Below are 13,658 nucleotides of genomic sequence, written 5' to 3'. Positions count from 1 at the left end.
CGGCGTCTTCCCCGATGGCTCAGCGCGGCGGGCGGCGCTTGCGGGGCGCTCCTAATGTGGCGGTTAGTCACCTGAAGACCCGTTCGCTCCCGGGAGGTACTCCCATGTCGCCACTGTCCGCACCGGCCTCGCGTTCGCCCCTGGTCCGCGGCCTCGCCACCGCCCTCGCGGCCGGCGCGCTCGCCACCGCCGTCGCCGTCACGCCCGCCGCCGCGAACGACGGGTGGGGCGGCGACGCCGGCTCCACGTCCGCCGTCGCCGGCGGCGGAAACGGCGGAGGAAGCAGCGCAGCGAACGGGGGAAACGGCGGCGACGCGTGGGGCGGGGGCGACGGCCGCCAGGAGCAGGGCCGCTACCGGGGGGTCGTGACGGCCGACCGGCTCGCCCTGCGCACCTCGCCGAGCCGCGGTGCGGACGTCATCCGGTACGCCCGCCGGGGCGAGGTCGTCTCCATCTACTGCAAGACGCCCGGCTCCAAGGTGGGAGGCAACCCGCTGTGGTACCTCCTCACGGACGGCACCTGGGCCTGGGGCGCGGCCCGGTACATCGACAACATCGGCCCCGCGCCGCGCTGGTGCTGAGCCGGACGCCGCGCACACCGCATCATTTGGGTAAGTTCCGGACATGACCAAGGCCGGAACCGGAACCGGGATCACCGTGGCACAGGCGGACACCCCCGCTCCCGTCGCCCGGCTCCCCCGGCGCCGGGGCATCGAACTCGCGCTCATCCTCATGGCCGTCCTGCTGTCGGTCTTCGGCTACTGCAACGTCGGCCTCGCCCAGCACGACGCCCTTCCCCCCGGCGCCGCCGGTTACGGCGCCGGGCTCGGGGTGCTCGCGCTCCTCGCCCATCTGGCGGTCCGGCTGCGCGCCCCGTACGCCGATCCGCTGCTGCTGCCCATCGGGGTGCTGCTCAACGGCCTCGGCCTGGTGCTGATCTACCGGCTCGACCTGGAGACGCCGGACGACCGGGCGGCCCCGACCCAGCTGGTGTGGTCGACGCTGGGTGTCGCGCTGTTCATCGTGGTCGTCCTGCTCCTGCGCGACCACCGGGTGCTGCAGCGCTACGCCTACGTGTGCGTCGCGGCGGCGCTCGCCCTGCTCACCGTGCCGATCTTCTTCCCGGCGGTGAACGGCGCCCGCATCTGGATCCGGATCGAGGGCTTCTCCATCCAGCCCGGCGAGTTCGCGAAGGTGCTGCTCGCGGTGTTCTTCGCCGCCTATCTGGCCGCCAACCGCAGCGCGCTGGCCTACGCGGGCCGCCGGGTGTGGCGGCTGCAACTGCCCACCGGCCGGGTGCTCGGCCCGATCCTGGCGGTGTGGCTGGTCAGCGTCGGCGTCCTGGTCCTGGAGCGGGACCTGGGCACCTCGCTCCTCTTCTTCGGCCTGTTCGTGGTCCTGCTCTACGTCGCCACCGGCCGCACCGGCTGGATCGCCGTCGGGCTGCTGCTGGCCTCGCTGGGGGCGGTCGCCGTGGGCTGGCTGGAGCCGCACGTGCACACCAGGGTGGAGGACTGGCTGCACCCCTTCGCGTCCATCGAGGCGGGCCACGGGCCGAACCAGCTGGCCCAGTCCCTCTTCGCGTTCGCGGCGGGCGGGGTGACCGGCACCGGTCTCGGACTCGGGCACTCCATCCTGATCGGCTTCGCCGTCAAGTCGGACTTCATCCTGGCGACGGCCGGTGAGGAGCTGGGCTTCCTCGGCCTGAGTGCCGTCTTCCTGCTGTACGGGCTGCTGGTGGAGCGCGGCTACCGGGCGGGGCTCGGCGCCCGCGACCCCTTCGGCCGACTGCTCGCGGTCGGGCTCTCCTCGATCGTCGCGCTCCAGGTGTTCGTCATCGCGGGCGGGGTGACGGGGCTGATCCCGCTGACCGGCATGGCGATGCCGTTCCTGGCGCAGGGCGGGTCGTCGGTCGTCACCAACTGGGCGATCGTGGCGCTGCTGATCCGGGTCAGCCACGCGGCCCGCAGCCAGGCCGGCGGGCGGGCGGAGCCGTGAGCGGGGAGCGGCGGAGGTGACCCGGAACATCCGGCACGCCGCCGTATTCTGCGCCCTGCTGCTGGTCGCCCTGGTGGTCAACGCGGCCCGGGTGCAGATCGTGCAGAAGCCGGAGTACGACGACAACCCGGCCAACCGCCGCCCCGACATCGCCCGCTACCAGCAGCCGCGCGGCGACATCCTGGTCGGCGGCAGGGCGGTCACCGGCTCCCGGGACACCGGTGAGCACCTGCGCTTCGAGCGGACCTACGCGAACGGGCCGATGTACGCGCCGATCACCGGCTTCGCCTCCCAGGCTTACGGGACGACGCTCCTGGAGCACGCCGAGGACGGCCTGCTGTCCGGCGCCGACCCGGTGCTCGCGCCGCTGCCGCTGTGGAACGACGTCACGGGGGCCCACAACCCGGGCGGCGACGTGGTGACGACGATCGACGGGGCCGCGCAGCGGGCGGCGTACGAGGGGCTGGGCGGGCGCAAGGGGGCGGTGGCCGCGATCGAGCCGGCCACGGGCCGCGTCCTGGCCCTGGTCTCCACCCCCTCCTACGACCCGCAGCTGCTGTCCGGCAACAGCGCGGCCGCCACCCGCGTCTGGAACCGGCTGAACGCCGACCCGGACAAGCCGATGCTCAACCGGGCGGTGAGCCGGACCTATCCGCCGGGTTCGACGTTCAAGGTGGTCACCGCGGCGGCGGCGCTGGACGCGGGCGTGATCCGCGACCTGGACGCGCCGACCCGCTCCCCCGACCCGTACACCCTGCCCGGGACCCGGACCAAGCTCACGAACGAGGCCGACGGGTGCCGGAACGCCTCGCTGCGGGAGGCGTTCGAGTGGTCCTGCAACACGGTGTTCGCCAAGCTCGGCGTGGACGTGGGGGTGACGGACATGACGGCGATGGCGGAGGCCTTCGGCTTCAACGACGACGGGCTGCGGGTCCCCTTCCCTGTCGCACGGAGCACCTTCGACACCTCCGTGGACCGGGCACAGCTGGGCCTGTCGTCGATCGGCCAGTACAACACCCGGGCGACGCCGCTCCAGATGGCGATGGTGGCGGCGGCGGTGGCCGGCGGTGGCCAGGTGCGCTCGCCGTACCTGGTGGAACGGACGCTGCGGGCGGGCGGCAGCCTGGTGGCGGCGGCCGGGTCACGCCCCTCCCGCGAGGTGATGCGCCCCTCGACGGCGGCCCTGCTCAAGGAGCTGATGACCGGCGTGGTGGACAAGGGCACCGGCGCGAAGGCGGCGATCCCGGGTGCCACGGTGGGCGGCAAGACCGGCACCGCCCAGCACGGCGTCGGCAACTCGGGCACACCGTACGCCTGGTTCGTCTCCTGGGCACGGGGCGACGGGGACGTGGAGCCGAAGGTCGCGGTCGCGGTGGTGGTCGAGGGCTCGGCGGCGGACCGGGAGGGCATCAGCGGGGGCGGGCTGGCGGCGCCGATCGCCCGGGGGGTGATGGAGGCGGTGCTCGCTGGATGAGACGGGGGTACCGCCTCCCGAGCGGCCCGACCTAACGTTCGGTCCATGACTGACGACGTCGTGTACGAACTCGCCCAGGTCAACATCGCCCGCCTCAAGGCCCCGCTGGATTCACCGCAGTTGAAGGACTTCGTGGACGCGCTCGACCCGGTGAACGCGTCCGCCGACGCGGCGGACGGTTTCGTCTGGCGCCTGCAGAGCGAGGGCGGCGACGCGACCGACATCCCGGTCTTCGGCGACTCCTGGCTGATCGTCAACCTGACGGTCTGGCGGGACGCGAACGCGCTGACGGCATTCATGTACCAGGGGCAGCACCGGGAGATGCTGGCACGGCGACGCGAGTGGTTCGAGCGGCTGGCGGAGGCCGTCACGACCCTGTGGTGGGTGCCGGCGGGACACCGCCCGACGGTCGCGGAGGCGGAGTCCCGGCTGCTCCACCTGCGCACCCACGGCCCGACGCCCTACGCCTTCACCCTGCGGACGTCCTACCCGGCGGGGGCGTCGGCGCCCGTACTCGGCGAGGTGCCGGAGGGGCTGGGCTGCTCTCGCTAGGAACCTGAGCACGTCTCACTTCTTTACTCGCAGTCAACAACTTCCGCGCAGGGGATTGACGAGCTTGCTGACACGCAGTCTCATAAGACGCAGCACGCTGGAGTGACCGCGGGTAACACGATCCGTTCGACGAGGTGGGACACAGCCATGACGACCCTGACGGAAGCCGACGCGCTCGAGGGCCTGCGCGACGCGCTCGGCCTGCTCAAGGACCGGGAGCAGGTGGCCGAACGGCTGCTCGACTCGTCCGCCAAGCACTCCTTCGACCCGGACAAGGAGCTGGACTGGGACGCGCCGTTCGAGGACGGCAAGTGGTTCTGGCCGCCGGAGCTGGTGTCGCTGTACGACACGCCGATGTGGCAGCGGATGAGCGAGGAGCAGCGCATCGCGCTCTCCCAGCACGAGGCCGCCGCGCTGGCCTCGCTCGGCATCTGGTTCGAGCTGATCCTGATGCAGCTCCTGGTCCGGCACATCTACGACAAGGCGGCGACGAGCGCCCACGTGCGCTACGCGCTCACCGAGATCGAGGACGAGTGCCGGCACTCGAAGATGTTCGCCCGGCTGATATCCCGCGGCGAGACCCCGTGGTACCCGGTGAGCCCGGTCCACCAGCACCTGGGGCGCCTGTTCAAGACGATCTCCACCACCCCCGGTTCCTTCACCGCCACCCTCCTCGGCGAGGAGGTCCTGGACTGGATGCAGCGCCTGACCTTCCCGGACGAGCGGGTCCAGCCGCTGATCCGGGGCGTCACGCGCATCCACGTCGTGGAGGAGGCCCGGCACGTGCGGTATGCCCGCGAGGAGCTGCGCCGGCAGATGGTGACGGCCCCGAAGTGGTCGCAGGAGTTCACCCGGGTCACCTCCGGCGAGTTCGCCCGCGTCTTCTCCAAGGCCTTCATCAACCCCGAGGTCTACACGAACGTCGGCCTGGACAAGGGGGAGGCCCTGGCCCAGGTCCAGGCCAGCGGCCACCGCAGGGAGATCATGCAGACCGGCGCGAAGCGCCTCACGGACTTCCTGGACGACATCGGCGTCCTGCGCGGCGTCGGCCGGAAGCTGTGGCGGTCCTCGGGGCTGCTGGCCTGACACCCCAACCACAGCCCCGAGCGCCTGACCGCCGCGCGGCGGAGCCGCACATCGAACACAGCCTGGACGACATCGGGGTACTGCGCGACGCCGGCCGCAGGCTGTGGCGGTCGTCGGGACTGCTGGCGTAGTCCGGCCGGTTCGCCTCGCCGACGTGGGTGGGTGCCCGGTGGTGCGGGTTACGCTGCGGTTCATGACCCCGCAGGCCCCCACCCCCGCCTACCGCCGCCTCAGCGTGGAGGAGCGCCGCGTCCAGTTGCTGGACGCGGCGCTCGCCCTCTTCGCGCACCGGCCCCCGGAGGAGGTCTCCCTGGACGACGTCGCCGAGCGGGCAGGGGTCTCGCGGCCACTGGTGTACCGGTACTTCCCCGGCGGCAAGCAGCAGCTGTACGAGGCCGCGCTCAGCTCGGCCGCCGACGAGCTGCGGCTCTGCTTCGACGAGCCCCGCGAGGGCCCGCTGCTGGCCCGGCTCTCCCGGGCCCTGGACCGCTACCTCACCTTCGTCGACGAGCACGACACCGGCTTCAGCGCCTTGCTGCGCGGCGGCAGCGTGGTCGAGACCTCGCAGACCTCGGGCATCGTGGACGGCGTGCGCCGGGCCGCCGCCGACCACATCATGCGCCACCTGGACGTCACCGAGCCCGGCCCCCGGCTGCGGATGACCGTCCGGATGTGGATCACGGCCGTGGAGGCGGCCTCGCTGATCTGGCTGGACGAGGACAAGCAGCCGCCCTTCGACGAGTTGCGGGACTGGCTGGTGGAGCAGTTCCTCGCCGTACTGACGGTCACCGCCCGCCGCGACCCGCAGACCGCGACGCTGGTCGAGGCGCTGGCGGCGGACCTCTGACCCGGGCGCGGCCTCCGGCACCGGGGCGCCGATCACCGACACTGGAGCCGTGAAGAGCGAAGACACCCCCTTCGAGGGCGGCCCCATGGACGGACGTGTGCTGCCCGTCCTGGTCGGCATGACCGGGCACCCGCCGAAGACGTACCGCATCCCCGTCCCGGACCCGGACGGCGGCCCGCCCACGGTGCTCGTCTACCGGCGCGTGCCGCGGGACTCCCGGGGCGGGCTGCGGTTCGCCCGCTGGAAGTACGCGTATGCCCCGGAGGGCGAGAGGGGCTCCGGCCGGAAGTGGCCCTGGTCGAAACCGGGGCGTCCGGCGCCCGCCGATCCAGACGCCACGCCGGGTGGCAAGCCGGAGGACGCGGACGGGTGACCCCGTTGCGCCGATCCGCGCACACTCGGCGCGCGGACCCCGCCGACCCGCCACATGCTCACCGTACGGAGCGGACCCGCCGCCCCGCAGCGGAGGTGATGACGTGTCAGCAAGGCTTCTGCGTCTGGTGTGTACGGCGGCGCTCGCGGCCGGGATCGGCTTCGCGCCCGTGCCCGCCGCGGCCGAACCCGGACCCGGCCCCGCCGAGGGGGCGGCCGGCGAGCGCACCGTGGCCGGACTGCTGACGGACCTTCAGCGGCTGTACCGAGAGGCGGAGCGGGCCACCGAGACCTACAACGGCACCGAGGAGCGGCTGAAGCAGCAGCGTGCCCGGGTGCTGCGGCTGAACGCCGAGCTGACCCGGACCCGGCTGTCGCTGCGGGACAGCCGCGGCGCGGCCGGGCGGCTGGCCCGGCAGCAGTACCAGAACAGCAGCGACTTCTCCCCCTATCTGCGGCTGCTGCTCGCCCGCGACCCGCAGCACGCCCTCGACCAGGGGCATGTGATCGGCAGGCTGTCCCAGGAGCGGGCCGAGACGGTGGGGCGGCTGACCGGCGACACGAGGAAGGCCGACGAGCTGGCCGGGCGGGCCCGTGCGGCCCTGGCCCGGCAGGCCGCCCTCGCCGAGCGCCAGGAGAGGGAACGGGACGGCGTGCGCCAACGCCTGCGCGCCGTCGAGGAGCTGCTCGCCTCCCTCACCCCCGAGCAGCTGGCCGCCCTGGCGGAGCTGGAGAAGACCGGGGTCGCCGAGGAACAGGAGCGGTTCCTCGCGTCCGGCGCGCTCGGCGACGACGCCAAGCCGTCCGCCGGGGGCGAGAGCGCGGTGCGCTTCGCGGTGGAGCAGCTCGGCAAGCCGTACGAGTGGGGCGCCGAGGGCCCGGCGTCGTACGACTGCTCGGGGCTGACCTCGGTGGCATGGGAGCGGGCCGGGACGCCGATCCCGCGCACCAGCCAGGAGCAGTGGGCCCGCCTCGACCACGTGCCGCTGGACGAACTGCGCCCCGGCGACCTGGTCGTGTACTTCCCCGAGGCCACCCACGTGGCGCTGTACCTCGGCGACGGCATGGTCGTCCAGGCACCGCGCCCCGGCGCCGACGTCAAGGTGTCGCCGATCGCCGCCAACCCGGTCCTGGGCGCCGTACGCCCCGACCCCGGCGGGGAGCCCGTACGGAGCTACACGCCACCGAGGCTCCCCGCCGGGGCGACGAACGGGTCCGACGAGGGGTACGCGGCCTCCTACGCGCCCGCGGCGCCCGAAACCTCGGCCAGGTAGCCCTCGGTCTTCGCCGGGTCGTAGAAGAAGTTCTCGAAGTCCGACGGGTCGTTGAAGCCGTTGGCGAAACGGTCGGCGATGGGCTGGAGCTGCGTCGCCGCGCCGAACAGGTTGAGGATGTGCTCCGGCGGCGGGGCCAGCATGGTGTTGGTCCACTTGGTGACGTGCTGGGCGGTCTCCCAGTAGCGGTCGAACGTCTGCTGCATCCAGGCCTCGTCGAACTCCTGCTCGCCGTGCTCGATGATCGAGGCGAGGTAGGAGGCGGCGCACTTGGAGGCGGAGTTGGAGCCCTGGCCGGTGATCGGGTCGTTGGCGACGACCACGTCGGCCACACCGAGGACGAGACCGCCGCCGGGGAGGCGGCCGATCGGGTTGCGGACGGTGGGGGCGTAACGCCCGGCGAGGGTGCCGCCGGCGTCGGTCAGTTCGACCTTGGTGGCCCGCGCGTACTCCCAGGGGAGGAACTTCTCCATGAGTTCCAGGGTCAGGGAGAGGTGCTCCGAGGGGTCCTTGACGTCCTTGAAGGCGTCGAGCGGGCCGCCGGGTATGCCCTCCCAGAACAGGATGTCGGCGCGGCCCGAGGTGGTGAACGTCGGCATGATGAACATCTCGCCGACGCCGGGCACCAGGTTGCAGCGCACGGCCTCCGTCTCCGGGTGCTCGGGCCGCGGGCCCATCCCGTGCACGTAGGCGACGGCGAGGGCGCGCTGCGGCTCGCTGTACGGCGACCTCTCCGGGTCCCGGCCGAACATCTGGACCAGCTCGCCCTTGCCCGCCGAGACCAGGACGAGGTCGTAGGCGCGGGAGAAGTAGTCCAGGTCGCCGACGGCCGCGCCGTGGATGACCAGCTGGCCGCCGCGCTGGGCGAAGGTCTCCATCCAGCCGGCCATCTTCACCCGCTGGTCGACCGACTGCGCGAAGCCGTCGAGGTGCCCCAGCCAGTCGATCGCGCGCTGCGAGGGGCCCGGGTCGAAGGAGCCGGGGGCCGCCACCGAGACGCCGAGTCCCTCGATCTTCGGGGCCTGGGACTCCCAGAAGTTCAGCTGGAGATCGCGCTCGTGCTGGAGTGCCGTGTGGAACATGCACTGCGTCGACATGACCCGGCCGGTGCGGATCTCGTCCGCGGTCCGGTTGGACATCAGGGTGACCTCGTAGCCGTGCGACTGAAGGCCGAGGGCGAGCTGGAGGCCGGACTGGCCGGCTCCGACGACGAGTATCTTCCGCATGCGGTTTTCCGTCTCCTGGTCGAGGGCGTCTGGACGAGGGTTCGTCTACTCGGGTGTTTCGTCGAGCGCGTGGCCCACGAGGGACAAGAGGGTCTCGATGGCCGAGATCCGACGGCGCGCGTCCATGATCATGACAGGTATGTGCGCCGGGATCGTCAACGCCTCCCGCACGTCCTCCGCCTCGAACAGCTCGCTGCCGTCGAAGTGGTTGACCGCGACGACGTAGGGCAGTCCGCAGCTCTCGAAGTAGTCCAGCGCGGGCCAGCAGTCCTTCAGGCGCCGGGTGTCGGCCAGCACGACGGCACCGATCGCGCCGCGCACCAGGTCGTCCCACATGAACCAGAACCGCTGCTGGCCCGGGGTGCCGAACAGGTAGAGCACCAGGTCGTCGTCGAGCGTGATGCGGCCGAAGTCCATGGCCACGGTGGTGGTGAGCTTGCCCGGGGTGGCGGTGAGGTCGTCGGTCTCCTCGCTCGCCTCGGTCATCAGCGCCTCGGTCTGCAGGGGCGTGATCTCGGAGACGGCGGTGACCAGCGTGGTCTTGCCGACACCGAACCCTCCCGCGACGACGATCTTCGTGGCGACCGGCGCGCGGGTGGGATCGGTCTGCCAGGGCTGCACGGGCCCGTCGGTGTCGACGAGCGGGGGGACGCCGAACGCGGCGGCGTCAGAGACGACGGAGTCCACTGAGCACCCTTTCGAGCAGAGCGCGGTCCGGGCGGCCCGTGCCGTGGCCGGTCCCGGTGCCGTACACACGGATCTTTCCCTGGTCCGCCAGGTCGCTGAGGAGCACCCGGACCACACCGAGCGGCATCTTCAGCAGCGCGGCGATCTCGGCCACCGTACGCATACGGCGGCACAGTTCGACGATGGCCCGCATCTCCGGCATCACGCGGGAGGTGAGGCCGCCGTTCGTCAGTTCCTTGCGCTCCTCGGCGGCTTCGAGCGCGGCGGTGCCGGCGGTGGCGCCGACGAACGTCTCGACGAGCAGGACGTGACCGAAGCGGGTACGGCCGCCGGTGAGCGAGTAGGGGCGTACCCGGGCCGGTTTGCGGTCGGCGCCGCGGACGGGGAGCTGCCCCCGCCCGTTCTTCGCGGGACTGCTGCTCATCGGGCGCTCCCGGTCGACTCGGACTCCAGGGATTTCCGCAGCTCGCTGCGGAGTTCGGGGGTCAGGACGTGGCCGGCGCGGCCGACGAAGAGGGCCATGTGGTACGCGACCACGCTCATGTCGCACTCCGCGGAGCCGTGCACGCCGAGCAGCGAGCCGTCGCTGATCGACATCACGAACAGGCTGCCCTCGTCCATGGCGACCATCGTGTGCTTCACGGGGCCGAAGTCCATCAGCCGGGCGGCGCCGACGGTCAGGCTGCCCACGCCGGACACGACGGTGGCGAGGTCGGCGGCGGAGCCGCGCGGGCCCGACCGGGGCGTCTCGCGGGCCTGCCGGGCCTCCTCGTTGCGGCCGGGGTCCGAGGACAGGAGCAGGAGCCCGTCGGAGGAGACCACGGCGACCGACCGGATGCCGGGCACCTCCTCGACGAGGTTGGTCAGCAGCCAGTGGAGATTGCGGGCTTCACTGCTCAGTCCGAACGTACTGGGCGCGGTCAACTGCTTGCCTCCTCGACGGTGCCCCCCGTGGCTTCTTCGGTTGTGTCCGCCCCGGCGTCCGGCGCCCGGTTCTGCCCGGTGCGGTCGGCGATCTCCGCCTCGACGTCCCGGCGGCCGGCCTCCGCCCCGCTGCGGAATCCGCCCAGGCGCCGACGGAGCGCGTCGGCGTCGACGGAACCCGAGGTGCGCGGACGCGGCACCGCGGCGGGGGTGGTGAGCTTCGGGGTCCGCTTGGGCAGGCCCTTGTCGGTGACGGGTTCGGCCCGCGTGGCCGGGGCCGGTTCCGGTTGCCTGCCGGTCTCCTCCGCCGTGTCCGGTACGCGGTCGTGGGCGTCGGGGCCGATGGCGTACGGGTCGGGGACGGTCTCCGGCCGGGCCTCCGGTTCCGCGAGGGCCGGGAGGAACAGGGCCATCGTGGCGTCGTCGGGGAGGTCGCTGCCGGGGGCGGGATCGTCCTGGGAGGACACCGCCTCCGCCGCGGGTTCCGGGGCGACCGACCCGGCCGGGTCCTCGTGCTCGTCCGGTTCCGGAGTCTGCGGTGTGTCCGCGGGGGAGGCGTCCGCCTCGGCACGGCGTACGGCTTCCTCCGCCGAGGCGACCAGCGGGTCGGTGCCGGGCTCGGGGTCCGGGCCGGCCTCCGTCCCGGTGCCCTGTTCCGCCCGCTCCGCCTTCTCCGTCCGCCCGTGCAGGACGTTGGAGTTGGCCTCGGCGTCGGCGCCGGGCAGGGAGAAGGTGCCGGTGCCGTCGGACACCGGCACGGTCGGGGCCAGCGCGGCCGGCGGGGCGGCGGCCAGCAGGGGACCCGGCAGGACGACGACGGCCGCGACCCCGCCCTGCTTCTGCTCCCGCAGCCGTACCCGCGCCCCGTGCCGGTGGGCGAGCCGGGCGACGACGTAGAGGCCGAGCCCCAGACCGTCCTCGCCCTCCTGGTCGTACGGCGCGTCCGGGTCGAAGTCGGTGAGGCGGGCGTTGAGCCGCTGGAGGCGTTCGGTGGCCATGCCGATGCCCTCGTCCTGGACGGAGAGCATCACCTCGCCGTTCTCCAGGAGCCAGCCGGAGACCTCGACGGGCAGGTCCGGCGGCGAGAAGGAGGTGGCGTTCTCCATCAGCTCGGCCAGCAGGTGGGAGAGGTCGTCGGCGGCGAACCCGGCCACGTGGGCGTGCGGCGGCAGCGCGGCGATGCGCACCCGCTCGTACCGCTCGATCTCGCTGACCGCGGCCCGGACCACGTCGACCAGCGGCACCGGTGAGGCGCTGTGCTGGACGTGTTCGGTACCGGCGAGGACGAGGAGGTTCTCGCTGTGCCGGCGCATGACCGTGGCGAAGTGGTCGAGCTTGAACAGGGTGGCGAGGCGGTCCGGGTCCTGCTCGCGCTCCTCCAGGCCCTCGATGACGGCGAGTTGCCGCTCGACGAGGCCGAGGGTGCGCAGTGCGAGGTTGACGAAGGTGGAGCCGATGCTCTTGCGCACCGTCTCCAGCTGGGCGGCGGACTCGGCGAGTTCGGCGCGCAGTTCCTCGCGGGCGTCGGCCATCTTCTGCCGCTGGCCGACCAGGTGCTTGCGGTCGGACTCCAGTGTGGCGACCCGTCCGGCGAGCGTCGCGGCGTGCCGGTGCAGGGCGTTGACCGAGCGGACGACCTGCGCGAACTCGTCGTTGCGGCCGGTGAAGGCGATGGCCTCCTCGGTCGTCGGGTCCTCCGCCTCGGCCAGCCGGGCCGAGCCGCGGCGCAGCACCGACAGCGGGCGGGTGAGGGTGCGGGCCAGGGCGGTGGCGACGCCGACGGCGAGCAGGATCAGGGCGCCGAGGACGGCGATCCGGATCTCCAGCGCGGTGACGTCGTCGTCGCGCAGCTGCTCTAGGACCTCGACGCGCTTCTCGTACAGGGCGGACTCGGCACCGCGCATCGCGTCGACGCGGGCGGAGAGCGCCGCGTCCAGCCGCTTGGTGCTGGTACCCAGGTCGCGGTCGGAGAGCGTCGGCTCGTCGGTGAGCCCGGCGAGGTACTTCTCGGCGGAGTTGACCTCGGGCCCGGCGACGGTGGCGTCGAAGCTGCTCCGCGCCTCCTTGGGGGCGCCTTCGCGGAAGTCGGCGAGGGCCGCGTCGGAGCGCACCCGGGCCTGCTGGGCGGCGGCGGCGAGGGCGTCGCGCTGCTCGGCGTCGGCGTCCGAGGAGGTGGTCGTCTCGGTCGGCAGTCCGGTGACCGGGTCGATGACGGTCTCGGTGGTGCTCGGCACGTTCAGGGCCGCCAGCAGCAGGCCGCGGGTGGCGGCGGCCTGCTGGACGGCGGTGTCCAGCTCGGCGAGGGCGTACGCGCCGGAGCCCGCGCGGGGCGGCATCTCCTCGGCCAGTTTCTCGGCCAGGGCGTGGAGTTCGGTGATCGCCTCCGAGTACGCCTGGTGGGCCTGGAGCGCGGTGCTCTTGCCGGTGAGGGCCGCGCGGCGCAGCGCGGCGACGGCGTCGAGGTCCTCGCGCAGGGAGGCGGGCGTGTCCGTGTCGGCGCGCAGCTCCTCCACCTGGCGGTCGACGCGGGCGCTGCGCTGCTCGGAGGGCGCCTTCGACTTGGGGCGGCCGGCCGCGATGTAGGGGGTGACCTCGTCGCGCTCGTCGGCGAGGGAGTGGGCGAGGGTCAGCGCGCCCTGGGTCTGCTCGGCGAGCGTCACCAGTTCCTGGGAGTCGTGCAGTTGCCCGGAGGCGGCCACGGCCGAGGGGGCTCCGGCCCCGGCGACGGCGGCTGCCACGACGGCCACGGCGACGATGAGGCGGTTGCGTACGTGGGTGGCACGGCCCTTGCCGACGGGAGCCTCCGGCGGCTGCGGAGGGGTGGAGGAGGTACCGGGGGCGCGCTCCGCGCTCCCCACGGGGGCCGTCTGCTTGCCTGTGCGACGAGGCCGCGTCTTCTGCACCGGTGCTCGCATTCCTGACTCGTGTACCCGTGGGCCCGGGTGGCGCTCCGTCAACTGGCCGGCCGGGGGCGCGTGCACCCACTGCCGGGCGCTGGGCTGTTCCCCGGCCGCCGGCAGCGCGTCGGGCGGGGAGACCGCGTGAGCGGGGCAGTCCCCCCACCGGTTCCCGACCCTCCCAGTGCCGGTGGGCGGTGAGCGCGCATCATCCGACCCGCCACCCGAAGGAGTGAACCCCGGAGGGGAGTTGGGGAGCAAGTTCCCCTGGCGCGTGCCGCACGGGTGTCCGGTGAGCCGGTTGGACGTCTGCGACGGGCG

At 73.0% G+C, this 13,658-nt stretch carries 13 protein-coding genes; 8 read left to right on the top strand and 5 right to left on the bottom strand.

The genetic code is table 11. From position 1 onward, the window contains the following. Positions 1–104: 104 nt before the first annotated feature. The 8 genes from ACFYZ3_RS26680 to ACFYZ3_RS26645 all read left to right on the top strand — a co-directional run bounded on the left by ACFYZ3_RS26680 (position 105) and on the right by ACFYZ3_RS26645 (position 7,603). Complete coding sequence (locus ACFYZ3_RS26680; protein WP_388522538.1) at positions 105–581, top strand: SH3 domain-containing protein; 477 nt, start codon at positions 105–107, stop codon at positions 579–581. Between the two features lie 43 nt (positions 582–624). Continuing rightward, positions 625–1,998 (top strand): FtsW/RodA/SpoVE family cell cycle protein, encoded by a 1,374-nt coding sequence (locus tag ACFYZ3_RS26675; protein WP_388522535.1) that lies wholly within the window; start codon positions 625–627, stop codon positions 1,996–1,998. Positions 1,999–2,014: 16 nt separating this feature from the next. After that, positions 2,015–3,472 (top strand): penicillin-binding transpeptidase domain-containing protein, encoded by a 1,458-nt coding sequence (locus tag ACFYZ3_RS26670; protein ID WP_388522532.1) that lies wholly within the window; start codon positions 2,015–2,017, stop codon positions 3,470–3,472. Between the two features lie 45 nt (positions 3,473–3,517). Beyond that, complete coding sequence (locus tag ACFYZ3_RS26665) at positions 3,518–4,024, top strand: DUF3291 domain-containing protein (RefSeq protein ID WP_388522529.1); 507 nt, start codon at positions 3,518–3,520, stop codon at positions 4,022–4,024. 147 nt (positions 4,025–4,171) lie between these two features. Then, the gene (locus ACFYZ3_RS26660; RefSeq protein ID WP_388522527.1) at positions 4,172–5,110 is read left to right on the top strand and encodes a diiron oxygenase; all 939 of its coding nucleotides are present in this window, start codon (positions 4,172–4,174) and stop codon (positions 5,108–5,110) included. A 193-nt stretch (positions 5,111–5,303) separates the two neighbouring features. Continuing rightward, complete coding sequence (locus ACFYZ3_RS26655; RefSeq protein ID WP_388522524.1) at positions 5,304–5,957, top strand: TetR/AcrR family transcriptional regulator; 654 nt, start codon at positions 5,304–5,306, stop codon at positions 5,955–5,957. A 49-nt stretch (positions 5,958–6,006) separates the two neighbouring features. Next, positions 6,007–6,330 carry a hypothetical protein gene (locus ACFYZ3_RS26650; RefSeq protein ID WP_388522522.1) on the top strand — a complete coding sequence of 108 codons (324 nt, stop codon included), beginning with the start codon at positions 6,007–6,009 and terminating at the stop codon, positions 6,328–6,330. A gap of 103 nt (positions 6,331–6,433) precedes the next feature. Then, a complete protein-coding gene (locus ACFYZ3_RS26645) occupies positions 6,434–7,603 on the top strand; it encodes an NlpC/P60 family protein (RefSeq protein ID WP_388522519.1) in 1,170 nt (389 codons plus the stop codon). Here ACFYZ3_RS26645 and ACFYZ3_RS26640 read toward each other — a convergent pair. The 5 genes from ACFYZ3_RS26640 to ACFYZ3_RS26620 are packed head-to-tail and all read right to left on the bottom strand — an operon-like array spanning position 7,567 to position 13,355. Beyond that, positions 7,567–8,829 (bottom strand): styrene monooxygenase/indole monooxygenase family protein, encoded by a 1,263-nt coding sequence (locus tag ACFYZ3_RS26640; protein ID WP_388522516.1) that lies wholly within the window; start codon positions 8,827–8,829, stop codon positions 7,567–7,569. The genes ACFYZ3_RS26645 and ACFYZ3_RS26640 overlap by 37 nt on opposite strands. Before the next feature lie 45 nt (positions 8,830–8,874). Then, a complete protein-coding gene (locus ACFYZ3_RS26635) occupies positions 8,875–9,516 on the bottom strand; it encodes an ATP/GTP-binding protein (protein ID WP_003973677.1) in 642 nt (213 codons plus the stop codon). Then, complete coding sequence (locus tag ACFYZ3_RS26630) at positions 9,497–9,940, bottom strand: DUF742 domain-containing protein (RefSeq protein ID WP_388522513.1); 444 nt, start codon at positions 9,938–9,940, stop codon at positions 9,497–9,499. Before ACFYZ3_RS26630 ends, ACFYZ3_RS26635 begins: the two co-directional genes overlap by 20 nt. Next, positions 9,937–10,440, bottom strand: coding sequence for a roadblock/LC7 domain-containing protein (locus ACFYZ3_RS26625; protein WP_388522510.1), 504 nt, complete (start codon positions 10,438–10,440; stop codon positions 9,937–9,939). Before ACFYZ3_RS26625 ends, ACFYZ3_RS26630 begins: the two co-directional genes overlap by 4 nt. Then, positions 10,437–13,355 (bottom strand): nitrate- and nitrite sensing domain-containing protein, encoded by a 2,919-nt coding sequence (locus ACFYZ3_RS26620; protein WP_388522507.1) that lies wholly within the window; start codon positions 13,353–13,355, stop codon positions 10,437–10,439. The genes ACFYZ3_RS26625 and ACFYZ3_RS26620 overlap by 4 nt, the downstream gene beginning before the upstream one ends. Positions 13,356–13,658 lie beyond the last annotated feature (303 nt).

The sequence above is a fragment of the Streptomyces sp. NPDC001599 genome (assembly GCF_042893535.1).
Classification (GTDB): Bacteria; Actinomycetota; Actinomycetes; order Streptomycetales; family Streptomycetaceae; genus Streptomyces.
The sequence above is the reverse complement of the archived record's forward strand: the minus strand, read 5'-3'. Positions and strand labels throughout refer to the sequence as shown.

Bases quoted from the DNA above. Each gene is read 5' to 3' on its own strand.
- ACFYZ3_RS26680 (WP_388522538.1), top strand. From the start codon at position 105: ATGTCGCCACTGTCCGCACCGGCCTCGCGTTCGCCCCTGGTCCGCGGC.
- ACFYZ3_RS26675 (WP_388522535.1), top strand. From the start codon at position 625: ATGACCAAGGCCGGAACCGGAACCGGGATCACCGTGGCACAGGCGGAC.
- ACFYZ3_RS26665 (WP_388522529.1), top strand. From the start codon at position 3,518: ATGACTGACGACGTCGTGTACGAACTCGCCCAGGTCAACATCGCCCGC.
- ACFYZ3_RS26660 (WP_388522527.1), top strand. From the start codon at position 4,172: ATGACGACCCTGACGGAAGCCGACGCGCTCGAGGGCCTGCGCGACGCG.
- ACFYZ3_RS26655 (WP_388522524.1), top strand. From the start codon at position 5,304: ATGACCCCGCAGGCCCCCACCCCCGCCTACCGCCGCCTCAGCGTGGAG.
- ACFYZ3_RS26640 (WP_388522516.1), bottom strand. From the start codon at position 8,829: ATGCGGAAGATACTCGTCGTCGGAGCCGGCCAGTCCGGCCTCCAGCTC.
- ACFYZ3_RS26630 (WP_388522513.1), bottom strand. From the start codon at position 9,940: ATGAGCAGCAGTCCCGCGAAGAACGGGCGGGGGCAGCTCCCCGTCCGC.
- ACFYZ3_RS26620 (WP_388522507.1), bottom strand. From the start codon at position 13,355: ATGCGAGCACCGGTGCAGAAGACGCGGCCTCGTCGCACAGGCAAGCAG.